The following is a 24444-nucleotide window of genomic DNA, read 5'->3' as shown; positions in this document are numbered from 1 at the left end:
ATGTCTATACAATATAGGCGTCCATTTCGGGTTGTCCAGCCATGTCCGATTCGCGTTCCCTGCACTGTTTCCATGCCGCCCACGCCCTGCTGGCCGAAGGCTGGGCCCGCGATGTCCGCCTGCAGGTGCAGGACGGCCGCATCTCGGCGATCAGCACCGGGCAGGGCGCGCGGGACGGTGATACCCGCGTTGGCTTGCTGGTGCCGGGCCTGCCCAACCTGCACAGCCACGCCTTCCAGCGCGGCATGGCCGGCCTGACCGAGATCGGCGGCGGCGACGGTGACAGCTTCTGGAGCTGGCGCGAGCTGATGTACCGCTTCCTGGCCCGTCTGCGCCCGGACGCGGTGCAGGCCATCGCCGCCCAGGCCTACATGGAAATGCTGGAAAGCGGCTTCACCCGCGTCGGCGAATTCCACTACCTGCACCACGATGCCGACGGCCAGGCGTATGCCGACCGTGCCGAGATGAGCGCGCGCATCGCCGCTGCCGCCGGGCAGACCGGCATCGGCCTGACTCTGCTGCCGGTGTTCTACGCCCACGCCGATTTCGGTGGCGCACCGCCGAATCCGGCGCAGCGCCGCCTGATCCATGATGTGGATGGCTTCGCGCAGCTGCTGGACGCGGCCAAGCCAGCGTTGGCCGCGTTGCCTGACGCCGTGCTCGGCATCGCCCCGCACAGCCTGCGCGCGGTCACCGGCGAGGAACTGGGCGCGCTGCTGCCGCTCACCGATGGCCCGGTGCATATCCATATCGCCGAGCAGGTGCGCGAAGTCGAGGCCTGCCTGGCCTGGAGCGGCCAGCGCCCGGTGCAGTGGCTGTACGACCATGCGCCGGTGGATGCGCGCTGGTGCCTGGTGCATGCCACCCACATCACCGATGACGAGCGCGCGGCCATCGTGGCCAGCCAGGCCGTGGCCGGGCTGTGCCCGATCACCGAAGCCAACCTGGGCGACGGCCTGTTCCCGATGCAGGCGTTTGCGCGTGAGGGCGGACGCTTCGGCGTCGGCTCCGATTCCAATGTGCTGATCGACGCGGCCGAAGAGCTGCGCCTGCTCGAATATGGCCAGCGCCTGACCCTTCGCGGGCGCAACGTGCTGGCCCCGGATGCCACCCGCAGCAGCGGCCGCTTCCTGTTCGAGGGCGCATTGCACGGTGGCGCACAGGCGCTGGGCGTGGCTGCTGGCCTGCAGGTGGGCGCCAGTGCCGATCTGGTCGAACTGGATGCCGCACACCCCGCGTTGCAGGCGCGACAGGGTGACGCATGGCTTGACAGCTGGGTGTTCGCCGCACGTAATGGCGCGCTGCGATCGGTCTGGCGCCATGGCCGCCAGTGTGTGGCCGAAGGTCGCCACCTGCAGCGCGAGGCGATCACCACCGCCTTCGCCGCCGCCCTGAAGGGCGTGCTGGGCTGATCGCCTCCCGCCACCGAGACCCCACCACGTGAAGGCCAGCAAGTCCGCCACGCTCAACCAGCGTATCCGCAGCGATCTGGAAAGCCGCATTCTCAGCGGAGAGTGGGCGCCGGGGTTCCGCATCCCGTACGAGCACGAGCTGATGGAGCAGTACGGCTGCTCGCGGATGACGGTGAACAAGGTGCTGACCGCGCTGGCTGAGAGTGGCATGATCGAACGCCGTCGTCGCGCGGGTTCATTCGTGGCACGGCAGCCGCCGCATCTGGAGCAGGTGGCGCTGGAAATTCCGGATATCGCGATGGAGGTTGGCTCGCGCGGCCATCAGTACGGCTACCGCCTGCTGCAGCGCGAGTTGCGTCTGGCTGACGTGGGCAATGCCGGCGAAGTGGAGTTGGCTGGTAGCGAAATGCTGCTGGCGATGCGTTGCCTGCATCTGGCCGATGGCCGTCCGCTGGCGCTGGAGCACCGCCTGATCAGCCCGGTGGGCGTGCCCGAGGTGCTGGAGGTTGATTTCAACACCACCGCGCCGGGCAGCTGGCTGCTGCAGAACGTGTCGTGGACGCGCGCGCAGCACCGCATCAGCGCCTGGGGCGCGGACACCGCCAGCGCCAAGCTGCTGGATGTGAAGCCCGGCACCGCCTGCCTGGTGATCGAGCGCCTGACCTGGCGCGGCGAACAGCCGATCACCCGCGTGCGGCAGGTGTTCCTGGGAGATGCCTGGGACCTGGTGGCACGCTTCGCGCCCGGCGCACGGTAGGGGCCGTATCCACGCATGGCGTAAATCTACTGTAGAGCCGGGCGCACGCTCGTCACCTGCATTGATCCGGCGCTGCTGGACGACATCATCGAACGGGTCAACAACTGCCTGCCACGTCGAGTCCTGGCGAGGCGTCATGTAGAGCCAAGCCCATGCTCGGCTGCTGTCCGCGCGATGCGCGATGAGTCGAGCGCGGCCCGACGCTACAGGGGCATCCACGCCATGCGTGGATGTCGGTCCCCATCAATACGTGGCGCACTGCCGCCAGCGCACCGGTTCATCCACGCCGGGGCGGGCATTGAGCTGGATGCGGACATTGCGCAGGGCCGGGTAGTGCAGCACTTCCTCGCAGACCTGCGGCCATACCGCATCCAGTTCTCCGGTGCGGTTGATCGCCAGGGTCTGGCGGGTCAACCAGACGCCACTGGCGATGCCGGGCTTGCCGGCCAGCGCGCGCGACAGATCCGCCTGGAAACGGTCCAGCGTGGCCGTATCCGGATTGGGATTGCTGCGCGCATCGAGGGTTCCCGGCGCGGCCGTGGGGGCCGGCGCGGGCAGCGCTGCCAGGGCGGCCTGCGTGGCCACCGGAGCGGGTTCGCGGGCCGCTTCAGCGGCCACGGTCGGGGTGACCGGCGCCGCGGCAACGGGCTCGGCGCGGTCCACATGCAGGCCCTGCAGACCCACGCCCACCAGCAGGCCCAGCGTCACCGAGCCCAGCGCGGCGATGGCGATCCGGCGCAGCGCTTCGTGGCGCGCACCGGCACGCACGCGCGTGTCGATGTCACCCGGCAGATAAGGCTGCAACAGGGGCCACAGGCGCGGGCCGTCCAGCACTTCGACGGCCTGCTTTTCGGCGGCGGCGCGACCGTCACGTTCGATACGGCCTTCGGTCAGCAGCATGCCGCCCTTGGCGCCGGCCAGGCGCGCGGCGGCGCCCAGTTCGTTCACTGCGGCGGTGCCGATGCGGTAGGCCAGGCCATGCTTGCACGACACCAGCCACTGGTTGGGGCCGTCACTGAGCACGAAATCGCTGCTCGGCTCACGCGCATCCTCGGCCGGATCGTTCAGCTCGCGCAGCCCGCGCTGCTCGCGCAGCATGCGCTTGACCAGTACCGAGAATTCACGCCAGTGCATGCCAGCCAGGGCCTGCAGGCCGAGCTGCATCTCCTTCTGGCGCCGCTTGATCCACCACAGATAGACAACGGCCAGGGAACAGACAAGCAGGGCCGAGAGCAGGGCCAGGATCCAGGGGAGCATGCGGGAGGTGCGCGGAAGGGGCGAATGCGGAAGACGACAGTGTAATCGGCGCGCCGCCCTGCTGGGTCAGGAGGTTCCTGACACCAAATGTGATCAAACGCTCAGATCGGCGTAGTGCAGGCACGAAAAACCCGCCAATCCTGAAGCCGTGAGGGAGGGAACAAACGGCAGCCGAAGCGATTGGCGGGTTGCTCGCGATTGTCAACCAGATTTTATTGCATTGCAACAATCGTCGGTCAGGGCACGCTGTCCGGCGACTGGTGGCTGCCCGGCGCGGGCGCGTCGCTGCCCGAGGCGGCCCGGGTCTCCAGCTTGGCCAGGCGCGCATGCAGGGCATCGATGCGGGCTTCCAGCGCGGCCACTTCGTCGGCGGTGGGCACATGCAGGCGCTTGAGCACACCCTGCACCTGGTCGTCGAAGGCCTTCTCGACCTTGTTCCAGGTGCCGGAGGCCTTCTCACGCGCGTCGTCCAGTGACGATTCAACGTTGTCGCGCCAGCCCGGGCCCTGGTCGCCCTGGCGCTCGCGGCGGCGGGCTTCCCAGGCTTCGCCTTCTTTCACCAGGCCATCGAAGAAGCGGCTGCCTTCGGCCTGGGCGCGGCCTAGGGCACCCAGCCCGGCCAGCCAGACCTGCTGGGCCGAATCGCTCAGCTTGCGCGAGAAGCGCTCGGCCTGGTCGCCAAACGAGGCGTCGTCGTCGCGGCGGTCGTCGTTTTCGTAACGGTTCATCGCACTTCCCGTGGGAGTTGGGCCTGCCCCGAGAGTAGCGCGCGATGGCGTTGCACGACCGTGACGGCCGCCGCAGGGATTCAGCCCAGCTTTTCCTTCAGCACGCGCTGGATCTCGCCTTCCACCATGCCTTTCATCGCCGACAGCAGGAAGCCCAGCTTGGCGGTGACACGTACGGCGCCGGGCTGCAGTTCGATCGCACCGTCCACGCCGCTGCCGGAGAAATTCAGTACGTCGGCGGTCCAGGACGACTTCAGGCCGAAACGTTCGGACAACTTGGCGGCGACCTGTTCGATCGCCGCGCGCGCCTGTGCGTCGGGCAGGGCGTGGGCGTGGCGGACATCGATGGTGGACATGCAGGCTCCTGGCGCAGGGCGGGGATGATCAATGAGGGCGAGCATTGTGCGCATCGGGGGCCTTCGCGCCAAGCACTCATCACCGGTTCTTCTTCGTTGGCGAGCAACCTGCTAGTCTGCGCCGCGTGCAGAACCTGCTTGTCCACTTCAGCCAACAACAACAGCCCGACCAGCCCCTGCGGCCCGGGGTGCAGCGTATCGTGCGCCAGGCCAACGGCAGCGTCAGGCTGGGTGAGGGCGGCAACGGCGCCCTGCTGCTGGCGCAGTTCTGCATGGATGACCGGGGGCTGTGGTTGCAGGTCGGCAACGGCATCCGCAGCATCCACGTGAACGGACGGCCGGTACGGCGGATGGCCCTGCTGCGTGCAGGCGACGCGGTGTACGTCGATGGCGTGGAGATGGTGCTGCAGGGCGAGGTCGAGAGCCTGCTGCAGGCGCCTGCGCCGAACAGCGACGAGGGCAGCGACGAACAGCAGCGCCTGCTGCGTGGCGTCGGTGGCCTGCATCATGGGCGCAGCTTCACGTTGTCGCGGGCGCGCCTGATCGGTCGTGGCAACGACGCCGACATCGCCATCGACGACCCCGCGTTCGCCGAACAGCACGCCCGCGTGGAAGTGCATGGCGAGCGCGTGCTGCTGCGCGACCTGGGCAGTGCCGATGGCACCCGGGTCAACGGCGTGGCCGTTCGTCACTGCTGGCTGCAGGCCGGCGACCAGGTGGTGTTCGATGGCCAGCACCGGTTCGTGCTGGAGGTTCCGCATGACCCGCGCCGGCGCCCGTTGCCGGACGAGGATGAGGCCAGCCAGGACATCGAGCAAGCGCCGGTGCTGCCCGTCGCGCCGCGCAGGGTCCGGCGTTGGCCGTGGCTGCTGGTCAGCGCGCTGCTGCTGGCGGCGTTGCTCAGCCTGCTGCTCTGGTTCGGCGCACGCTGAACCCTGCGTCCGCCGGGCCTGGCCCGGCGCTACCCACGCGGCGCGTGCCCACCCGCTTCCGGTAGGTGCCGACCTTGGTCGGCACGCTCCCTGGATGGGCATGACGCCTTACGGCGTACGCCGACCAAGGTCGGCGACTACCGGCGCCATGCTGGCGGCCAATGGATTCCAATGAAACCAAATTTCCCTTGCGCCACAAGGCCGCAAGGCTGGTGCAGTGCGGCATACTAGGGGTCTTGCCCCACAGGTGTGACATGACGCGCGCGTTCAACTTCAGTGCCGGCCCTGCAACCTTGCCGGAATCGGTCCTGCGCCAGGCGCAGGCGGAAATGCTGGACTGGCACGGGTCCGGCGCTTCGATCGTGGAAATGAGCCATCGTGGCGCGGAATTCATGTCCGTGGCCGCCGAGGCCGAGGCCGACCTGCGCCGCCTGCTCGATATCCCCGACGACTATGCGGTGCTGTTCCTGTCCGGTGGCGCCACCACTCAGCAGGCGCTGATCCCGCTCAACTTCGCCAGCCCCGGCCAGCGTGCCGACTACGTGGTCAGTGGCCACTGGGGCAAGACCGCGGTCAAGCAGGCCGGGGTCTACGTGGACGTCAACATCGCCGCCAGCAGCGAGGCCGATGGCTACCACACGCTGCCGCCGCGCGCGGACTGGCAGCTTTCGCCCGATGCGGCCTACGTGCACCTCACCGCCAACGAGACCATCCACGGCGTCGAGTTCCGTGATGTGCCCGACACCGGCAACGTCCCGCTGATCGCCGATTTCAGTTCGTCCATCGCCAGCGAGCCGCTGGATGTGCGCCGCTACGGCGTGATCTACGCCGGTGCGCAGAAGAACCTCGGCCCGGTCGGCATCGCGGTGATGATCATCCGCCGCGACCTGCTGGAACGCAGTGGCCAGCCGCGCGCGGACATCTTCGACTACCGCTCGCACGTCGCCCGCGATTCGATGCTCAACACCCCGCCGACCTGGAACTGGTACCTGGCCGGCCTGGTGTTCAAGTGGATGCTGGCCGAGGGCGGGGTGACCGAGTTCGCCAAGCGCAACGCGGCCAAGGCCGCGCTGGTGTACGGCGCCATCGACGGCTCCGGTGGCTTCTACCGCAACGAAGTCGCGCACGCCGCACGTTCGCGGATGAACATCCCGTTCTTCCTGCCCGATGCCGAGCTCGACGCGCGCTTTGTTGCCGAAGCCAAGGCCGCCGGCCTGCTGGCGCTGAAGGGCCACAAGGTGGTCGGCGGCATCCGGGCCTCGCTGTACAACGCCATGCCGCTGGCCGGGGCCGAGGCGCTGGTCGCCTTCATGGCCGATTTCCAGCAGCGTCACGGCTGAGCAATGAACGGCGCGCACCGTCGTGTGCGTGCCCCGCAACAAGGAATTCCGATGGCAAGCAGCAAATCCAGCAAGAAGGCGCCGAACAAGGCCGAACCGGCCAAGGACAGTGCGGCGTCCAAGAGCCGCGCCAAGAGCAAGGCCGCGTCCAATCCGGCGCCGACCCTGGCGCCGCTGGCACTGGCTGATGTGCGCTCGAAGATCGACCAGATCGACCGCGACATCCAGAGCCTGATCGCCGAGCGCGCGCGTTTCGCCCACCAGGTCGGCAAGGCCAAGGGCAAGCTGGCCGCCGCCGTCGACTACTACCGCCCCGAGCGCGAAGCACAGGTGCTGCGCATGGTGGTGGACCGCAACGAAGGCCCGCTCAGCGACGAGCTGCTGGTGCATGTCTACCGAGAGATCATGTCGGCCTGCCTGGCCCAGCAGGAGCCGCTGAAGATCGGCTACCTCGGCCCGGAAGGCACCTTCAGCCAGCAGGCCGTGCTCAAGCACTTCGGTCGCTCGGCGCTGGGCCTGCCGATGGCCAGCATCGAGGAAGTGTTCCAGGAAGTGGAAGCGGGCAACGCCGATTTCGGCGTGGTGCCGGTGGAGAATTCTGGGCAGGGCACCATCCAGATCACCCTGGACATGTTCCTGACCTCCAACCTGAAGATCTGTGGCGAAGTGGAACTGCGCGTGCAGCAGTACCTGATGTCGCGCAGCGGTCGCATCGAGGATATCGAACGCATCTATGCGCATCCGCAGTCGTTCATGCAGACCTCGGCCTGGCTGCGCGCCAACCTGCCGAAGGCTGAGAAGATTCCGGTGTCGAGCAACGCCGAAGGCGCACGCCGTGCGCGCAACGCCGACGACGCGGCGGCCATCGGTGGCGAGAGCGCCGGCCATGTGTACGGCCTGAAGAAGGTGGTCACCAAGCCGATCCAGAACGACGCCGACAACACCACCCGTTTCCTGGTGGTGGGCCGCAACATCTTCCCGACCTCCGGCCACGACCGCACCTCGGTGCTGGTGTTCATCCATGACAAGCCCGGTGCGCTGTTCGACGTGCTCAGCCCGTTCGCCCGCCATGGCATCAGCATGAACCGCATCGAGTCGCGGCCGTCGCACCACGGCAAGTGGGAGTACGGCTTCTTCATCGATCTGGCCGGCCACATCGACGACGCGCCGATGCAGGCCGCGCTGGCCGAACTGGAAGCGCACTCGGCGCAGATCAAGGTGCTGGGCTCCTATCCAGTGGCCGTGCCCTGAGTGCTGCTGCGGCGGCTCTGGCCACCGCTCCCTGATGCATCGCCGGCGCTGCCGGCGTTTACGGAATGATCGAACGATGAGCAACGCGCAACACTGGATCGCCCGCAAGGGCCAGCCGCTGCAGGGCAGCCTGACCATTCCCGGCGACAAGTCGGTCTCGCACCGCTCGGTGATGTTCGCCGCGCTGGCCGATGGCACCTCGCATATCGAAGGCTTCCTGGAAGGCGAGGACACCCGCGCCACCGCGCGCATCTTCAGCCAGCTCGGTGTGCGCATCGAAACCCCCAGCCCGTCGCAGCGTATCGTGCATGGCGTTGGCATCGATGGCCTGAAGGCGCCGGACGCACCGCTGGACTGCGGTAACGCCGGTACCGGCATGCGCCTGCTGGCCGGCCTGCTGGCTGGCCAGGCCTTCGACTGCACGCTGGTCGGCGATGAATCGCTGTCCGGCCGCCCGATGCGCCGCGTGACCGGCCCGCTGTCGCAGATGGGCGCGAAGATCGACACCGAAAGCGACGGTACGCCGCCGCTGCACGTGCATGGCGGCCAGGCGCTGCACGGCATCGACTTCGCCTCGCCGGTGGCCAGCGCGCAGATCAAGTCGGCGGTGCTGCTGGCCGGTCTGTACGCGCAGGGCGAAACCAGCGTTCTGGAACCGCACCCGACCCGCGATTACACCGAGCGGATGCTGTCCGCGTTCGGCGTGGAGATCGAGTTTTCGCCCGGCAAGGCCCGCCTGCGTGGCGGCCAGCGCCTGCGCGCCACCGATATCGTGGTGCCGGCCGATTTCTCCTCGGCGGCGTTCTACCTGGTCGCCGCCAGCATCATTCCCGGTTCCGCGCTGCGCCTGAAGCAGGTCGGCCTGAACCCGCGTCGCACCGGCCTGCTGCACGCGCTGCGCCTGATGGGGGCGGACATCACTGAAGAGAATCCGGCCGAGCAGGGCGGTGAGCCGGTGGCCGATCTGGTGGTGCGCTACGCGCCGCTGAAGGGCGCCCGCATTCCCGAGGCACTGGTGCCGGACATGATCGACGAGTTCCCGGCGCTGTTCGTGGCCGCCGCCGCCGCCGAAGGCCAGACCGTGGTAACCGGTGCGGCCGAACTGCGGGTGAAGGAATCCGACCGCCTTGCGGCGATGGCCACTGGCCTGCGCACGCTGGGCATGCAGGTGGATGAAACCGAAGACGGTGCCACCCTGTACGGCGGTGTGCGTCTGGGCAGCGGCACCATCGAAAGCCACGGGGACCACCGCATCGCCATGGCGTTCGCCATTGCCGGCCAGATCAGCGATGGCGAAGTGCGCATCAACGACATCGCCAACGTCGCCACATCCTTCCCGGATTTCGACGGCCTGGCCCGCAGCGCCGGGTTCAATCTGGCCTGATCGCGAGGCTCCGTAGAGTCGAGCCATGCTCGACTCCATGGTGGACATTGCGATGAGCCGAGCATGGCTCGGCTCTACATTCGAGGCGCCAGATAAAAGGACGGAGGCCGAAGCCTCCGTCGAAACATCACGAACCCCTCGTCCGCGATCAACGCTGCTCGGTGCGGAAGTCCACCGGGACCCGCACTACGCTCGCTACCGCACGGCCCTCATGCATGGCCGGCTGGAACTTCCAGTTCTGCACGGTGCTCAGCACCGCACGATCAAGATCACGGCTGCGTTCGCCACTGCGCGAAACAATCGCCGCATTGGTCACATGGCCGCGGGTATCGACATTGAGGCTGGCCACCACGCTGCCCTGCACGCCATTGCGCAGTGCCGTGGCCGGGTAGGTCGGCTTGCTGTTGCTGGCCAGCGGGCGCGCCTCGCGGTTGCGCACCGCCGGTGCTGCACGGCGCTGGGTGGCGGCCGGAGCCGCCTGCCCGTTGGCAGGCACGGCCGCATCGGCCAGCGGCTGCTCCGCAGCCGGCAGCATCCGCTCGCCCACCGGCGCCGGTGCCACGTCGTCCTGGTTGGCGTGGCGCAGCCACAGCAGTGCGGCAGCGAACATCGCCACGATCAGCGCGATCCACATCCAGGGCGAGGTCGGCCGCTGCTGAGTGTGGCTGTCGTGTGTCGAATGAAGGTTCTCGTGGGTGGTGGCAGTCATCGCAAACTCCTTCCGTCAATTGACGACGTGCAGAGTGTTGCCCGAGCCGCCGTGCGGAAGTGTCAGTGCTGCGTCAACACCACCGGCAGGGTTCAGTTTGCCTGCCGGACTACATTCAGTTACTGGGTCTTGAAGTCGAACGGCACTTCAATGCTGCCCGGAACGGGCTGGCCATTGCTGTGTGCCGGGGTGAAGCGCCAGCGGCGCACGGCATCGGTGGCGGCACGGTCGAGCTCGCGTGAACCGCTGCGCTGGATGACGGTGGCATTGTTGGGATAGCCGGTGGCGTCCACATCCACGCGTACCACCACGCTGCCCGTCTCACCGGCGCGCAGGGCGGCGGCAGGGTAGGTCGGCGGTGGCGACTGGCCGGCAATCGGCATCGGCTGGCTGTTGGCGGCCACGGCGGGCGCCGGACCCGTAGCGGCCGGGGCTGCTTCGGCCACCGGGGCCGGCGGCGGCGGGGCGGCTTCCACCAGCTTCGGCGCTTCTTCTTCCACCGGCGCCGGTTTGGCATCGGGCATGTCGCTGGACCCGGCGGCGGCGGCCAGCGGTTCCGGCAGCGGTTCCACCTGGGCGGTCTCCTGCGGGGTCTGTGCAGCCGGGTCGGCGCGGAAGAACTCCTTGTCGCGGCCGGTCAGCCAGACCACCACGAACAGCAGCACGCCAACGCCGAAGGCGATGCCGGCGATCTTCAGCGCGTTGCGCGGGATATGCACAGTGAACGACTTGGCGGACGACGAGCGGGGTGCAGACATGGACCGGACCAGTACGGAATGCCCCGATTCTGCCACGCCGGGAATGAACCGGGCGGCAGAAATCCGTATAACAGGCGATAATCCCATCCCTGATACCCACCACGACACCTGCCATGCTTGATCCAGCCCTGCTCCGCCACCAGCCCGCCGACCTCGCCGAACGCCTGCGCACCAGCCGCGGCTTCGAGCTCGACGTGTCTGCCCTGGAGTCCCTGGAGGCTGATCGCAAGCGCATCCAGGTGCGGACCCAGGAGCTGCAGAGCCTGCGCAACAGCCGTTCCAAGGCGATCGGCCAGGCCAAGGCCAAGGGCGAGGACGTCTCGGCGATCATGGCCGAGGTCGCGGCCTTTGCCGACGAGCTGAAGGCCTCGGAAGTGGCGCTGGACGAGCTGCGCGAGAAGATCGAAGCGATCTCGATGGGCATCCCGAACCTGCCGGCCGATGACGTGCCGGCCGGTGCCGACGAGAACGACAACGTCGAGCAGGCCCGCTGGGGTACCCCGCGCCAGTTCGATTTCAAGGTGCTGGACCACGTCGAGCTCGGCGCGCGTAACGGCTGGCTGGACGGTGAGACCGCGGCCAAGCTGTCCGGTTCGCGTTTCACCGTGCTGCGTGGCCCGATCGCGCGCCTGCACCGCGCCCTGGCCCAGTTCATGGTCGACCTGCATACCGGCGAGCACGGTTATGAGGAAACCAACGTGCCGTTGCTGGTCAACGCCGATTCGCTGCGTGGCACCAGCCAGCTGCCGAAGTTCGAGGACGATCTGTTCAAGACTGCGGTGGGTGACTCCACGCGCTACCTGATTCCGACCTCGGAAGTGCCGCTGACCAACATCGTGCGCGACGAGATCGTTGATGCCGAGCGTCTGCCGCTGCGCATGACCGCCCATTCGATGTGCTTCCGTGCTGAGGCCGGCAGCGGTGGCCGCGACGTGCGCGGCATGATCCGCCAGCACCAGTTCGAGAAAGTCGAGCTGGTTTCGATCAGCCGCCCGGAAGACAGCGACGCCGAGCACCAGCGCATGACCCGCTGTGCCGAGGTTGTGCTGGAAAAGCTGGGCCTGCCGTACCGCAAGGTGCTGCTGTGCACCGGCGACATGGGCTTCTCGGCGATCAAGACCTACGACCTGGAAGTCTGGCTGCCGTCGCAGGAAACCTACCGCGAGATTTCCTCGTGCTCGAACTGTGGTGACTTCCAGGCCCGTCGCATGCAGGCCCGCTGGCGCAATCCGGCCACCGGCAAGCCGGAACTGGCGCACACCCTGAACGGCTCGGGCGTGGCGGTTGGCCGCGCGATGATCGCGGTGATGGAGAACTACCAGAACGCCGACGGCAGCATCACCGTGCCGGACGTGCTGCGCCCGTACATGGGTGGGCTGGAAACCATCGGCTGATTAGTTGATCGGGTGGGTGCCATGCTTGCATGGCACCGAATCCACGCATGGCACGGATCTACAGTGCGGGCTACATCCACGCCATGCGTGGATGAACCCCGCGATCACCGCACAATCCGCAGCTTCTCCAGCGGCACCCATCCCGGTTCGCCCGCCTCCGGCACGCACCACGCCCAACCATTGAGTGTGCGCAGCCCGCGCAGCCTCTGCTCCGGATCCACATCCAGCTCCCGCGCGCAGTAGGCCTCGGTGGCATACGCGTCACCCTGCGCATCACGACCGATCACCGGTGCCGGCACGAACCCGGGTTGTTGCCCCTCGGCCTGGCACAGGAACCAATCCTCCCAGCCCTCCGGGCCTGCATAGCGCTCGCCCACCACCAGCGCCTGGCCTCGGCGCAGGGTGATCGGCTGCGGAAATTCGCTGCGGTGTGCAGTCGTCACGATGTAGTCCATGACCCACTGTACCGTTTCCGCCGGGCCATGCCAGGCGGGCGGGAATCGGTCCACAAAAAAGCGGCCCCGCACTGCGGGGCCGCCAGGGTGGGCCGGGATGGGGAGGGGATCCCGGCCCGCGTTCAGCGCCTCGACGAGGAGAGAGCGGCGCCGAACGCTGGAACGCTTATGCAGCGACGGCGTCAGCCGCTTCGTGCGACGGCAGGGCCGCCAGCGCGCCGGCAATGGCGTCTTCACGGTGCTGCGGCGAGTAGGCGATGCCTTCGGCACGCACGAACTCGATGTCGTTGATGCCCCAGAACGCGAACGTCTGGCGCAGGAAGGGCTCCTGGAAGTCGGCCGGCGAATCGGTGTAGATGCCGCCGCGGCTGCTGACCACGATCACGCGCTTGCCGCCGGCCAGGCCGACCGGGCCGTTCTCGGTGTACTTGAAGGTGCGGCCGGCCACGGCCACGCGGTCGATCCAGGCCTTCAGGGTGGACGGAATGCTGAAGTTGTACATCGGCGCGCCGATCACCACGATGTCTGCTGCAAGGAACTGCTCGAGCACCTGTTCAGCATCAGCGGCTTCGGCCGCGTCGGCCTTGGCCAGCGAGCTGCTGCGCAGATGCGGTACCGGATTGGCGTCAAGATCGCGATAATCGACCTGCAGGCCTTCGATCTGCTGCTTGAACCGGGCCACCACGGCGGCGGTCAGGTGGCGGGAGACGGAGTTCTCGCCAAGCACGCTGGCGTCGAGATGCAGAAGCTTCATGGCAGTCACCTATGTTCTGGAAGGAAGAAGCGGGTAGGCCCCGCCGACGGAGAGAACGATAGGTTGTTGCAAAGGCGGGATAAAGGTGATTGAATGCCACGTATTGTTCTAGATATGGAACTCGGGCATGCATGACCTGAATGATCTGTACTACTTCGCGATGGTGGTCGACCACGGCGGATTCGCCGCCGCCGAGCGCGCCCTGGGCATCCCCAAGTCGCGCCTGAGCCGCCGCATCAGCCAGCTGGAGACCGACCTGGGCGTGCGCCTGCTGCAGCGCTCCACGCGTCGCTTCGCGGTCACCGACGTCGGCACCAGCGTGCACCGCCACGCCCAGACCATGCTGGCCGAGGCACAGGCCGCGCGCGAAGTGGTGGACCGCCTCAGCGCCGAGCCGCGCGGTGTGGTGCGCGCCAGCGTGCCGGTGTCGCTGGCGCAGATGCAGCTGCCCAAGCTGCTGCCCAAGTTCCTTGAGCAGTACCCGAAGGTGCGCCTGCAGCTGAACATCAGCAACCGCCGCGTGGACATCATCAATGAAGGCTACGACGTGGCCCTGCGCGTGCGCTCGCGGCTGGACGACGACGGCAGCCTGGTGATGCGCAGCTTCGGCCAGGTGCAGGAACTGCTGGTGGCGAGCCCGAAGTATCTGGACCGCGCCGGTCGCCCGAAGGACCCGGAGGAGCTGGCCCAGCACGTCACCCTCAGCATCAGCGAAGACGAAGCGCGCCAGCGCTGGGAGCTGCATGGCCCGGAAGGCGAGGTGCGCCGGGTCGACCTGCAGCCGCGCGTGGCCGGCTTCGATTTCCCGCTGCTGCAGAGCATGGTCAAGGACGGCTTCGGCATCACCATGCTGCCGGAAACCGTGTGCGCCGATGCCGTGCGCAATGGCGAGCTGGAAGTGGTGCTGCCGGACTGGTCGCTGCCGCAGGGCGTGTGCCATGCCGTGTTCGCCTCGCGTCGCGGCCTGCTGCCGGCGGTGCGCGTGTTCATCGACTTCCTGGCCGAGCACCTGCCGCCGCAGCTGGAGGCCTCGCGCCTGCATTGCGATGGTGCGTGCGAGAAGGCCAAGGAGCGGATCAAGGCCAGTGCGCTGGGCGCGCTGGCGGTGGATGCCGGCTGAGAGGAATGAACGGTGACGCCGGGTCATGCCCGGCGTTGCTGTATCCGGCGCCGATCACTTCCGCCCGAACAGCCGGTCCCACAAGCTGCGTCGTGGCGCTGCCACCGGTTCTGGCCGATCCGTGATGACCGGTGCTTCCAACACCGCCATCAGTTCGGCGCTGCGCGGCTTTTTCAGGAAACGCGCGTACTCCAGATAGCTGGTGGCCCTGCTCATGTGCAGGCGCTCGGGCATCGCTGGCAGCGCCGCACCCTGCAGCAGCACCCGCAGCGCCTGAGGTCGATCCAGGCGGATCGCCTCGAACACGGCGGTGCCTCCGCATCCAGGCTCGATCTGGTTGGCACGCTGTGGTGCATCCTTCAGCAGGTCGCGCAGCGCGTCGGCGTCGTCCCGCTCCACGGCCGCCACCAGTCGTGCCAGCGCTTCAGCTTCTTCGGGTGGAAGGCTGTCGCGATAGGCCTGGTCGGCGATCTCACGCTCGTCGCGTCCGTCACCGTTCTGGATGCACAGGAAATCAGTGACCAGCGCCACCGGATGGCCCGAGGTATCCAGCGCCCAATAGCTGGGATACACGCCGTCGCCCCAGCCACTGGTGAATACCACCAGCCCATGTGGCGAGTCTTCGCCCCACGGGCGGTACTCGGCCCCTTCGTCGAGGCCGTCATGATCGATCAGCGCATCGGACCACGCGCTGTTTTCCTCGCCGGCGGTCTGCTCGATCAGAGCCAGCAGCGCCTGCTGGGTGTCGGTATCCATGAAGCAGCCGATGCCGGCGTCGACCGGATAGCCGATGAAGCTGTCCTCATCCAGGCCGGTCAGGTCCTGGGTGGTCCAGCGTGCCATCTGCCAATGCAGGGCCGATGCAGTGAGGGCCTGGCGCGGCTTGAACCAGACCACGGCCAGTGCCGGGCGGCCGCTGTGCACGATGATCTCCACCGGATGACGGCCGGCCGGCGCGGTGTAGTCGGCCAGCGCCGGCGCCTCGGCCTGGACCAGCGGATCGCAGACCACCAGCTGCCCGCTGCTGACCGGCAGGTGGCCGGCCAGGGTGCGATGCAGGGCTACCGCGGCCAACTGGGTGTCGTCCAGCAGGGTGGTGCGCAGGTTGGCCAGGTCGAGGTGGGCCATGGGGGCTCCGGATGCGGTCGAGCCCCCACCGTGCCGCATGCGCAGGGCAGGGGCAAGGGTGGTCTTGGGCAAATGACCTTCACGTGCGAGAATACGCCACTGCCCGGGCGACCGGGACCCGATTGGAGAGATGGCCGAGCGGTTTAAGGCACCGGTCTTGAAAACCGGCGAAGGGTTAAACCTTCCGTGGGTTCGAATCCCACTCTCTCCGCCACTGATTCACAAAAGCCCCTGCATGCAGGGGCTTTTTCGTTTCTTCAGTCCACGCCCTCGATCTGCACGCGAGCCGCCGTCACACGGCTGCTTTGCGCGGGCAGGCCAGTTCCGGCCGCCAGGCATGCCACCAGGGCTGCGGTGAGGCCAGTACACGCATCGCCACGAAGACGCAGAAAGAGGCACTCATGCGCGACGGCCACCCTTGGGCTTGTTATGGCACAACGGATAGCTGGAGCACGATCTGAAAGCCCCATGCGGCCCATTCCGTTCCACGAACACGCCCACCTTGCACACCGGGCAGCGTTCCTCATTGATCGCCACACCCGACAGGCTCGTCACTTCCACCACGCCGTCCTGCACCAGCTCATCCAGGAACGGCGAGTGCTTGCCCTGCAGGGTGAACATCGCCACCGAGCGCCGCGCACGCGTCAGCGCCACATAGAACAACCGTCGCTCTTCGCCCAGCGGGAAGGCATCGCCTTCGGGCATCGCCAGCGAAAGTACCGGATCATCAGAACGCAGGCTCGGGAAGCCACGATTCACCATGCCCGGCAGAATCACGTAATCCGCCTCGCGCCCCTTCGAACGATGCGCGGTCAGGAACTCGACCTCCATCGTGCTGCCAAACGTGGTCTTCCAGTCCGCAGGCAAGGCACTGCGCTCATTCCGGTAGCGGCCCAGAATGAATACCGTCACACGACCGGCGTGGCCGCGAGGCAGTGCGCCGGACAGCAGTTGCTGGTGCAGCGTGGCCAGGTACTGGCGAACCCCGTCCTGCACTTCCTCACGGCGGGCCAGCTGGAACGCCTGCAGCACCGGGCCCACCGCCGGCGTCGCCGAGCGAACGGCCTTGGCCATCTGCGCTGGATTGCGGCGGATGAAGCGGCTGGAGACATCGCACAGCGCTTGCGGGCAGCGGAAGGTCTGTTCCAGCTTGAGTACCTGGCCTTGTCCCATCCACTCCGGGAAGCTGGTCATCACTGAGACATCGGCACCGGCGAAGCGGTTGATCGACTGCCAGTCATCGCCCACCGCGAACAGATGGCGGCCGGGTTGACTGACCAACGCGCGGCAGAGTCGCGCACGGGCGCGTGAGGCATCCTGGAATTCGTCGGCCATCACCAGCTCGTAGGGTGACTGGTACCGGCCCTGTTCCAGCAGCCCTGCGGCCATGTTGAGCATGTCTTCGAAGTCGATGCCGCGCTCGTCGGCCAGCGCGTTGTCCCAGGCCTGGAAGACCGGCCCGGCGATCTCCAGGAAGCGCCGGTGCCGTTCCTTGAACTGGTCGTCGGGCATCTGCCGCAGGCGCCCGGCCATGTCCTCCAGCGTCAGGCAGTTGCTCTTGGCATGGGCGATGAACGTGCGCATCAGCCCGATCAGATCAGCGTCCGGCATCGGCTTGGCGCCCTGCTCGGGAAGCGCGCGGTCCGGGTTCGGGTCCAGTTCGACATCCGACTCGCCAAGCGCCCGGGCCAGGTGCTGCAGCGCGTGGCCGCTACGAAGGCCAAACGAAGTCGTTTCGACCAGCGAGGTGCCGCGCGCAGCATGCTGCTGGCGCTTCCAGTGCATGCCTTCACTGTAGTTGGCAAAGTGCTTCGGCGGCTGACCGTCGGCATCCAGCGCAAAGTGCTCGTGATACAGCGCGGCGTCGGGGTAATAGAAGTCCGGGCGATACTGGCGGTGGGTGTCGGTCGCGGTATCGAACTCATAGCGCCGCTCGTAGTCGTAGGCCACGCCGTTGTAGAACAGCCAGTCGGCAATGACGCATTCTTCCAGGCTCTTCACCCGCTCACCCTGCAGGGTGCGGATGTAGGGCGTGCCATCGCGGTCGTAGCCGTCGGCCAGCATCTCGGCGCCGAACGGAGGAAGGTCGCGGCCGAACACCAGGCGGAACATGTCCCACTGGGTGCGGAAGTGGCTCGAGCGGTCCTTCAGGTCGTCCACCAGCTCGGCCAGCTTGTTGAAGCCCAGCGTGGCGTCGGTGGCCCATTCCGGAATGTCGGGCTTGCGCCCCGTTGCCTTGGCGATGATGGCCAGGCCCAGTGCGTGGAAGGTCCGCGCTTCCACCACGGCATCGCCCATGCCGAGCCGCTGGAACGCGCGCTGCGCACGCGCTTCCAGTTCCTCGGCCGCGTCCTTGTTGAAGGCGAGCATCAGCACGCGCTCGGGCTCGACGAAGCCGCGATCAATCGCGTAGGCGGCCTTGGCAACCAGGGTGGAGGTCTTGCCGGAGCCGGCCGCGGCCACCACCTGTACCCGGTTGTCGAAGCAGATGACCGCGCGCGCCTGTTCTTCGGTCAGTGGCCTGCTCTCGACATGGTCCAGCAGGTCCTTGGCCAGCACCAGCTCGCGCTGGGTGATGGCCTCGTTGGCCTCGGCCCAGGCAGCAGGCCAATCCCGATGCCAGTCATTGAGCGCTTCCAGCGCGGCCAGATGGCGGCTGGAGTGCAGGTCGTCGTGCACGTCCGTATCGAGAAACAGTCTCTCCAGCTCATCTGGGGAGAGTGGCAGAGCAGGCCGCTCAGCCAGCAGCGCCTGCTGCTGCTCGTGGGTGATCCAGCGGCGGCTGGCGTGACCGCGATCGGTCAGCGCGTCCGCCGCGCTCAGCCATGACTGGATCTGCTCCAGGATCTCCTCAAAGAGCGCCTTGCGCCCGCGCGTGGTGCGCGCAAAGAGCACGTTCTGGACAGCAGCCGAGAGATGGGACGCCTGGCGGTTCGGCAGGCCGTCCACGGACAGCGTTTGGCCGTCCTCGGTCTGCAGCGCCACCTTGGCCCAGAACACGCCGGGAAGCACCCGCACGCGCTGGTCGTGATCCACGCGCTGCGAGTACTGCCGGCCCCCAATCAGAAGCTCGACATGCTCGCCATCCAGCCGCAGTCGCCAGTCCGGCGAGCGGGTCACACGCTGGCCCCAGCCCGAGGGGCGCCATTCCATAGACATCCAGATACTGCCTTGCGTACGTCACTGGGCGTAAAGCGCCCTTACAGCCCCATGATAAGGGGGCTTGGTGCCGTGCGCAGGGCGTCTGGCCGGGCAGGCCAGCTGCCAGCGGTGAAGTAACGGGCGTCAGGCGTTCACGTCGACCACGATCCGCCCGCGCACCTTGCCCGGAATGATCTGCTCATAGACGTCCAGCACTTCGGCAAGCCCGATCTGCTGCACCGTGCTTTCCAGTTTCTGCGGGTCCAGATCGGTGGCGAGGCGATCCCAGGCGCGCTGGCGAACGTGCTGCGGTGCGTTCACCGAATCCACGCCGGCCAGGGTCACGTTGCGCAGGATGAAGGGCAGTACCGAGCCATGCAGGGCATCGCTCTGGGCGAGGCCGCAGGCCGCCACGGCGCCGCGGTACTTCGTCTCGGCGATGGCATTGACCAGTGTCGGGCCGCCGGCCACATCCACCACGCCCGCCCAGCGCTCGGCGCTGACGGGTCGATCGCGTGGTTCTGAAAGCTGTGCACGGTCGATGATGTCGGCGGCACCCAGGCTGCGCAGATACTCGGCGTGTTGCGGGCGCCCGGTGGCGGCCACCACCCGGTAGCCCAGCCTGGAAAGGATGGCCACGGCAATCGAGCCCACGCCGCCGTTGGCACCGGTCACCAGCACATCGCCCTTGTCCGGGGTCACGCCCGCGTCTTCCAGCGCCAGCACGCACAACATGGCGGTGTAGCCGGCAGTGCCGATGGCCATGGCATCGCGGGTAGTGAGGTTGCCCGGAATCCTGTTCAGCCATTCGCCGCGCACGCGGGCGCGCTGGGCCAGACCGCCGTGGTGGCCCATGCTCAGGTCCCAGCCATTCACTACGACCCGGTCGCCGGGTTTGAAACCGGCGTTGCTCGATTCCAGCACCACGCCGGCCAGATCGATGCCCGGAATCAACGGGAACGTCCGGATCACTGGACGCGTGCCGGTGAGGGCGAGCGCATCCTTGTAGTTGAGCGTGGAGTACTCGACCTGCACCAGCACGTCGCCGTCCATCAGATCCGCATCATTGAAATCGACCAGTTGCGTGGAAACGCCGTCGTCGGTTTTACGGGTCAGTAGTGCCTTGAAACTCATGGAAGGGCCTCACGTTCAGTGGATGGGCCCATGCTAGGCTCGCACCGTTATGGCAACAAGAACGATGTTTTTTCATGGGTACTATGGTTTTCCGGAGTATGCATGCGTAGTAAGCGTTGGGATGGCAAGAGCGGTTGCGCGGTGGAAGTCACGCTGTCGGTGATGGGTGGCGTGTGGAAGCCGATCATTCTTTTTCACTTGATGGCCGGCAAGCGACGCTTCATGGAGTTGACGCGGCGGGTACCCAACGCCACCCAGTCGATGCTGACCAGCCAGCTGCGAGAACTGGAGGCCGATGGGGTCGTGATCCGCCATGTTTATCCCGAGGTGCCGCCCAAGGTGGAATACGAGCTTTCCGAATTCGGGCGCACGCTGGTGCCGGTGCTGCTGGCGATGCGGGAATGGGGTGAAACCTATCGCGGCTACCAGAGCGCGCGTGGGGAGAGCTGAAGGCTGGGCGCCGGCGAGGCCGGAAGTGCGGTGAAGCTTCTGCCGCAGCGATTCATGCGATCGTGCTCTGTGCCGCGCAGATCGTTGGCCCTCCGCTCATGACGGGGGCAGCGGAGATGGAGGCACCTCCCCACAGGTCACCACGACAGGCTTCAACTCGCGGCCATCGGCGGATTGACGCAGGTGGAAGCAGGCGCTGAATACACGCTTCTGTCCCACCGCTCCATTCTCTGGGTTGTCTGGCGTATATCCGGAAAGGACCACCTGGTAGTACGCGCCCGCCTGCAGCGGCGGGGCAGGGCTGGGTCCGGAGCCATAGGGTATGCACTGGTCGGGTGCGAGCGAAGGCTCGGGAATGTGCTCTTCAATGAAGACGCGTTCCCACATCGGGTAGAGACCCTGCCCAGCAGCGCTCAGTCCGATGGAGGCAATCCCAGGCGGCGCGGATCGAATCTCGCGCGTGTCAGGAACACCAAAGCACAGCCTGCCTTCAGAGGTGCTGACCGTGGCCTCTTGGTAGCGCCCGGGTGGTGACGAACAGTTGGCCATCATTGGCAGCAGCAAAGCCAACAGCATCCATGCTTTCAGTTGCTTCATAGGGTTCCACCACTAGGGGCCTCTCTACCTGTCTTCCATTCGCACAAGTTGTTGCCCGGCAGGGAGCGCGGTCGAACAATCCGATACGACGGGCTTTATAACCTTTCCGCTCACTTCCACCATTTGGAAGCAGACACTGAAGACACGGGCGTCGGCTTCGCCCTTCCTGCCGGGAACACCTTGTGTGCGTCCCCATAGCACTACCTGGTAACGTTTGCCCGTCAGCAGTGAGGGGACGGACGCCACGCCCTCACCGTACTTGATGCATTGACTTGGAGGCAGCGTCGGCTCGCCGGTCCCATCACGCAGAAAGTCATGCTCCCACATTGGCAGGCCATTCCTACCTGGTTCCGTCACTGACACGCCGGTGATAACTGGCGCGTTGACGCGCGTCTCTTTGGTGTCGGGTACTCCGAAGCACGGCACACCATCGCGATTATGTATCGCAGCCTGCTGATAGCGCCCGGGTGGTGACGAGCAGCTGGCCAGCATTGGCAACAGAAGGCACAGAAGAGCCAGATATGGCCCTATCAACGGGATATCCCATTCTCCTTCCCGTCCAATTGCACCGGTGGCGATCCAGACGAACGTGCGGTCGAGCAATTCGATTCCACCGTTCTAATTTCGTACTTGCCGATGACTTCAGCAATGTAGAAGCAGCCTTGATACCAGCGTGATTGCGCTTCACCAACATTACCAGGTGTGCCTGGCGTTCTACCCCAGATTTCCACTTGATAGTGCGTACCCATGCGCAAGAAGCCGGCGGGCGTTCCCCCCAAACCGTAGCCGATGCACTGGTCGGGACCCAGCGCGGGCTCGGTAGTTTTGGCGCGTAGGAAGATGCGCTCCCAGATTGGCGTGCCCCCGTACCCATCTCCATTACCGTAATGCCCGCGATCAGTGGAGCGTTGGCACGTGCTTCGGGCGTGTCGGCTACGCTGAAGCACGGCACGCCATCGCGGTCTCGAATGGTTGCCTGCTGGTAGCGGCCGGGAGGTGCTGAACAGCTTGCCATCATTGGCAAGAGCATGCCGAAAACTGCCGCCGATAGCTGCGGTCGCGTCATTGGGTCGTCCTTGGCAGATTTGACCTGCTGCTGGGATCGGCGAGGAATGATGATAGCGTCCGTTCCAATTGTGCAGCGACTCCAGAAGCTGTGCGATACCTCGCGTTGTTCATGCGTGCTTGTGAGCCACGGAAATTGATGAGGAAGTAGTCCGCCAGAATGTCACCTTGGGCCTCCATGTTGTAGTTGTGGAACAAGCGGAGCTCATCGAGTAGATAGTCGTAGCTCATTCTGGGTCGCGGCCCTCGTACCAGCTTGACCTTGTAACCCAGCTGATACTGCCAGACATGCGTCATTTCGTGGATGAAGAACTGCTGGCTACGCAAGTCATCGGTTGAGAAGTCGTCGAGATAGATATCCTTCGGAAAGTACATTTCGCCATTGGGCGTGACGCCAGTGTCCTTGTGCTGGAACCCAAAAAACAGCCAGTAGCCATGGTTGTGAACCTTCACTCGGCTGTAGTCGACCGAGTCGCCAAACACCAGTCGCGCCATCTCGATCTCGCCGAACGTAAGGCTCCGCTCATGGCCGGGGGCGCTCACCTCCACAACCGAAACGCCCATGTCCCGTGGCGTGGTGATCACACCCTCGAGATCGAATATCTCCGGTGCATCATCGCTGCCGGGCGCCATGCGCACACAGCACCCTGTCAGCACCGTAGGTGGACGTAGTTCCGCACGCACCAGGGCTTGGCTCTGCGCGGTCGATATCCGCGCCGTGCCGCCCTGCGCATCGGTGGTGCCGGAGAAGGCCCTGCCATCGTCCAGATACAATGTATAGGGCAGTTCGGCCAGCGGGTTCCCTCGGCTGCCGACAAATCGGATCGCCTGGTCGAAAGTGCGGGGAGATGGCGAGGCTGCGGGTTGCAGGGCAGACGCGAGTTCGGTCGGGCCGGCATCACCTGCAGGCGTCCGGCCGCCGCCGCCGCCGTTGGTGATGACGTACACCCGGGTCTGTTGGGTAGACAGGACACGGCAGCCACAGGCCAGCGCGCTGGCATGCAGTGCAACAGGCTGGCCGTCGATGGTGGTCGTGATATCGCCTTCGACGATGGCGAACTCGCCCTGATGCAGCGTCGGGCAGGTCGCTTTGTCACCGACGCGGGCAACGCTCATGCCGTCAATGTCGGTTCTGCTTGAGCCGGTGATCACGCGGCCGCCGCTGGAGGTCGGGTCGCCCACCACAATCCAGTTCCTTGCCATGTTTCGCTTCCGTTCCAGAACGAAATGCAGGATGCGATCCAGTTCGGCGGCGCGTGCGGCCGTGCAAAGGTCATGCATACGGGGAAAACCAGCTGTGGCAGGGTGTTTCAGCTTTCGGCGCGTGAAGGACGCGACGCTTCTGCGTCAGGAAATTTGACGCGAGCGGCTCGATTGCGACGTGCGGCTCTGTCAGTTGCGACAGTTCCTGAGCAATGCGCGTATGCCTGCAATGGAACGCGCAGTGGCCCATCTGGAAATGGTGGGCAACCGTGAAGTGTCGCGTTTGCCTTGCTTGCGAGAGTGGCGGCGGATAGGGAGGCGATCGAACCGAACGCCATCCGATATCCATTCGCCATCTTTTGACGCACCCGGCGCGATAACGAGCCAGTGCGGTATTTCCCTACTTTTCAGCAGCGAAGCAACGCGCCAACGATGGCGCTGCCAAGGCACCTGCCCTGGCCGGGATTGGCGTCCCGAACTTACATGTCGCGCGGCGTCGCGGTTGTAGCGAAAGCTGCAATCGTGACAATGCACCTTCTGCCAGCCCATGGTGGACGGTGCGTGGGGATCATTGATCCGCCGGCTTCTTGCGGCATGTATCCGGCACGCCAACCCGCACCGTCCGCCACCTTGCATCTGCAGGTGGCCATACCTGTGAGGTTGCCGTCATGTCCGACCTGCTCCCCGACTATCCCCGCCTGCATGCTCTGCTCGGCGATGCCGTGCGCGATCTTCCCAATGCGTTGGCCGAGAAGATGGAAGATGCCCTCAGCGATGCGGCCGAGTCCATTCCGCGCTCCGCGTTCTTCGACTTCCTCGACCGCTACGGCAAGCAACGTCGCGCCGACGGTCAGGCGTGGACGGAAACCCGGCTCACGCCTGCGCGCGCGTTTGACCTGGCATTGGCCACGCGCAGTGCGTCAGGCATTGCCGCACTCAGCGCCGTGCTGCATGCCGCGCATGTCGCGCGTGAGAACGATGACCCGCGCAGCTGTCCGTCCGCAGCACTGGTTGATGGCCTGTTCGACGCCTGCGAAGCGCTTTCGCTGCAGGTTGAGCGTTGTCTGGTGCCGTGAACCGTCGCCGTCTGCGCCGAGGCTCGGGCTCCGGCGCATCGGT

At 66.3% G+C, this 24444-nt stretch carries 22 protein-coding genes and 1 tRNA gene; 11 read left to right on the top strand and 12 right to left on the bottom strand.

Going from position 1 to position 24444, the window contains the following annotated elements; all coding sequences use genetic code 11:
* Positions 1-41 precede the first annotated feature (41 nt).
* Together N4G47_RS11590 and hutC are read left to right on the top strand one after the other, a co-directional pair.
* A complete protein-coding gene (locus tag N4G47_RS11590; protein ID WP_475287263.1) occupies positions 42-1412 on the top strand; it encodes a formimidoylglutamate deiminase in 1371 nt (456 codons plus the stop codon).
* 28 nt (positions 1413-1440) lie between these two features.
* Positions 1441-2169 carry a histidine utilization repressor gene (gene hutC, locus N4G47_RS11585; protein ID WP_475287261.1) on the top strand — a complete coding sequence of 243 codons (729 nt, stop codon included), beginning with the start codon at positions 1441-1443 and terminating at the stop codon, positions 2167-2169.
* 243 nt (positions 2170-2412) lie between these two features.
* Here hutC and N4G47_RS11580 read toward each other — a convergent pair whose 3' ends face one another.
* The 3 genes from N4G47_RS11580 to N4G47_RS11570 all read right to left on the bottom strand — a co-directional run bounded on the left by N4G47_RS11580 (position 2413) and on the right by N4G47_RS11570 (position 4510).
* Complete coding sequence (locus tag N4G47_RS11580) at positions 2413-3426, bottom strand: restriction endonuclease (RefSeq protein WP_475287259.1); 1014 nt, start codon at positions 3424-3426, stop codon at positions 2413-2415.
* A gap of 236 nt (positions 3427-3662) precedes the next feature.
* A complete protein-coding gene (locus N4G47_RS11575; RefSeq protein ID WP_475287257.1) occupies positions 3663-4154 on the bottom strand; it encodes a phasin family protein in 492 nt (163 codons plus the stop codon).
* 80 nt (positions 4155-4234) lie between these two features.
* Positions 4235-4510, bottom strand: coding sequence for a polyhydroxyalkanoic acid system family protein (locus N4G47_RS11570; RefSeq protein WP_005417302.1), 276 nt, complete (start codon positions 4508-4510; stop codon positions 4235-4237).
* A gap of 125 nt (positions 4511-4635) precedes the next feature.
* Here N4G47_RS11570 and N4G47_RS11565 point away from each other — a divergent pair, with 125 nt between their 5' ends.
* From N4G47_RS11565 to aroA, 4 genes are all read left to right on the top strand, one after another.
* Entirely contained in the window at positions 4636-5442 is an 807-nt protein-coding gene (locus N4G47_RS11565) for an FHA domain-containing protein (protein ID WP_475287255.1), read from the top strand.
* Between the two features lie 254 nt (positions 5443-5696).
* Entirely contained in the window at positions 5697-6782 is a 1086-nt protein-coding gene (gene serC, locus N4G47_RS11560; protein WP_475287254.1) for a 3-phosphoserine/phosphohydroxythreonine transaminase, read from the top strand.
* Between the two features lie 51 nt (positions 6783-6833).
* Positions 6834-8033, top strand: coding sequence for a prephenate dehydratase (gene pheA, locus N4G47_RS11555; protein ID WP_475287251.1), 1200 nt, complete (start codon positions 6834-6836; stop codon positions 8031-8033).
* Positions 8034-8109: 76 nt separating this feature from the next.
* Positions 8110-9417: a 3-phosphoshikimate 1-carboxyvinyltransferase gene (gene aroA / locus N4G47_RS11550; RefSeq protein ID WP_475287249.1), complete on the top strand. Its 1308-nt coding sequence runs from the start codon at positions 8110-8112 to the stop codon at positions 9415-9417.
* A gap of 148 nt (positions 9418-9565) precedes the next feature.
* Here the strand turns inward: aroA and N4G47_RS11545 are convergent, their stop codons facing one another.
* Together N4G47_RS11545 and N4G47_RS11540 are read right to left on the bottom strand one after the other, a co-directional pair.
* Positions 9566-10126: an energy transducer TonB gene (locus tag N4G47_RS11545; protein ID WP_475287247.1), complete on the bottom strand. Its 561-nt coding sequence runs from the start codon at positions 10124-10126 to the stop codon at positions 9566-9568.
* Positions 10127-10245: 119 nt separating this feature from the next.
* Positions 10246-10884: an energy transducer TonB gene (locus N4G47_RS11540; protein WP_475287245.1), complete on the bottom strand. Its 639-nt coding sequence runs from the start codon at positions 10882-10884 to the stop codon at positions 10246-10248.
* 113 nt (positions 10885-10997) lie between these two features.
* On the opposite strand from N4G47_RS11540, the gene serS reads away from it, so the two are divergent.
* Positions 10998-12278, top strand: coding sequence for a serine--tRNA ligase (gene serS / locus N4G47_RS11535; RefSeq protein ID WP_475287243.1), 1281 nt, complete (start codon positions 10998-11000; stop codon positions 12276-12278).
* Between the two features lie 104 nt (positions 12279-12382).
* Here the strand turns inward: serS and N4G47_RS11530 are convergent, their stop codons facing one another.
* Both N4G47_RS11530 and N4G47_RS11525 read right to left on the bottom strand, forming a co-directional pair.
* Positions 12383-12733 carry an SH3 domain-containing protein gene (locus tag N4G47_RS11530; RefSeq protein ID WP_475287241.1) on the bottom strand — a complete coding sequence of 117 codons (351 nt, stop codon included), beginning with the start codon at positions 12731-12733 and terminating at the stop codon, positions 12383-12385.
* Between the two features lie 166 nt (positions 12734-12899).
* Positions 12900-13487, bottom strand: coding sequence for an FMN-dependent NADH-azoreductase (locus N4G47_RS11525; protein ID WP_475287239.1), 588 nt, complete (start codon positions 13485-13487; stop codon positions 12900-12902).
* Between the two features lie 127 nt (positions 13488-13614).
* Here N4G47_RS11525 and N4G47_RS11520 point away from each other — a divergent pair, with 127 nt between their 5' ends.
* The gene (locus N4G47_RS11520) at positions 13615-14607 is read left to right on the top strand and encodes a LysR family transcriptional regulator (protein ID WP_107233008.1); all 993 of its coding nucleotides are present in this window, start codon (positions 13615-13617) and stop codon (positions 14605-14607) included.
* 54 nt (positions 14608-14661) lie between these two features.
* Here N4G47_RS11520 and N4G47_RS11515 read toward each other — a convergent pair whose 3' ends face one another.
* Positions 14662-15735, bottom strand: coding sequence for a DUF4241 domain-containing protein (locus tag N4G47_RS11515; RefSeq protein WP_475287237.1), 1074 nt, complete (start codon positions 15733-15735; stop codon positions 14662-14664).
* A gap of 124 nt (positions 15736-15859) precedes the next feature.
* Between N4G47_RS11515 and N4G47_RS11510 the strand changes: the two genes are divergently transcribed.
* Positions 15860-15949, top strand: a tRNA-Ser gene (locus N4G47_RS11510).
* Between the two features lie 185 nt (positions 15950-16134).
* Here N4G47_RS11510 and N4G47_RS11505 read toward each other — a convergent pair.
* Together N4G47_RS11505 and acuI are read right to left on the bottom strand one after the other, a co-directional pair.
* Positions 16135-18888 carry a UvrD-helicase domain-containing protein gene (locus N4G47_RS11505; RefSeq protein ID WP_475289930.1) on the bottom strand — a complete coding sequence of 918 codons (2754 nt, stop codon included), beginning with the start codon at positions 18886-18888 and terminating at the stop codon, positions 16135-16137.
* A gap of 132 nt (positions 18889-19020) precedes the next feature.
* On the bottom strand, positions 19021-20010 hold the full coding sequence (acuI, locus tag N4G47_RS11500) for an acrylyl-CoA reductase (NADPH) (RefSeq protein ID WP_475287236.1): 990 nt from the start codon (positions 20008-20010) through the stop codon (positions 19021-19023).
* Between the two features lie 102 nt (positions 20011-20112).
* Here acuI and N4G47_RS11495 point away from each other — a divergent pair, with 102 nt between their 5' ends.
* Positions 20113-20460 carry a winged helix-turn-helix transcriptional regulator gene (locus N4G47_RS11495; RefSeq protein ID WP_475287234.1) on the top strand — a complete coding sequence of 116 codons (348 nt, stop codon included), beginning with the start codon at positions 20113-20115 and terminating at the stop codon, positions 20458-20460.
* A 96-nt stretch (positions 20461-20556) separates the two neighbouring features.
* On the opposite strand, the gene N4G47_RS11490 is transcribed toward N4G47_RS11495, so the two are convergent.
* Both N4G47_RS11490 and N4G47_RS11485 read right to left on the bottom strand, forming a co-directional pair.
* A complete protein-coding gene (locus N4G47_RS11490; RefSeq protein ID WP_475287232.1) occupies positions 20557-21057 on the bottom strand; it encodes a hypothetical protein in 501 nt (166 codons plus the stop codon).
* A 1062-nt stretch (positions 21058-22119) separates the two neighbouring features.
* Positions 22120-23403: a PAAR domain-containing protein gene (locus N4G47_RS11485; RefSeq protein ID WP_475287230.1), complete on the bottom strand. Its 1284-nt coding sequence runs from the start codon at positions 23401-23403 to the stop codon at positions 22120-22122.
* Between the two features lie 590 nt (positions 23404-23993).
* On the opposite strand from N4G47_RS11485, the gene N4G47_RS11480 reads away from it, so the two are divergent.
* A complete protein-coding gene (locus N4G47_RS11480; protein ID WP_107233015.1) occupies positions 23994-24401 on the top strand; it encodes a hypothetical protein in 408 nt (135 codons plus the stop codon).
* Positions 24402-24444 lie beyond the last annotated feature (43 nt).

The organism is Stenotrophomonas sp. GSD10, assembly GCF_056172695.1.
Note: the sequence above shows the minus strand (reverse complement) of the source record. Positions and strands in the feature narration are given on the sequence as shown.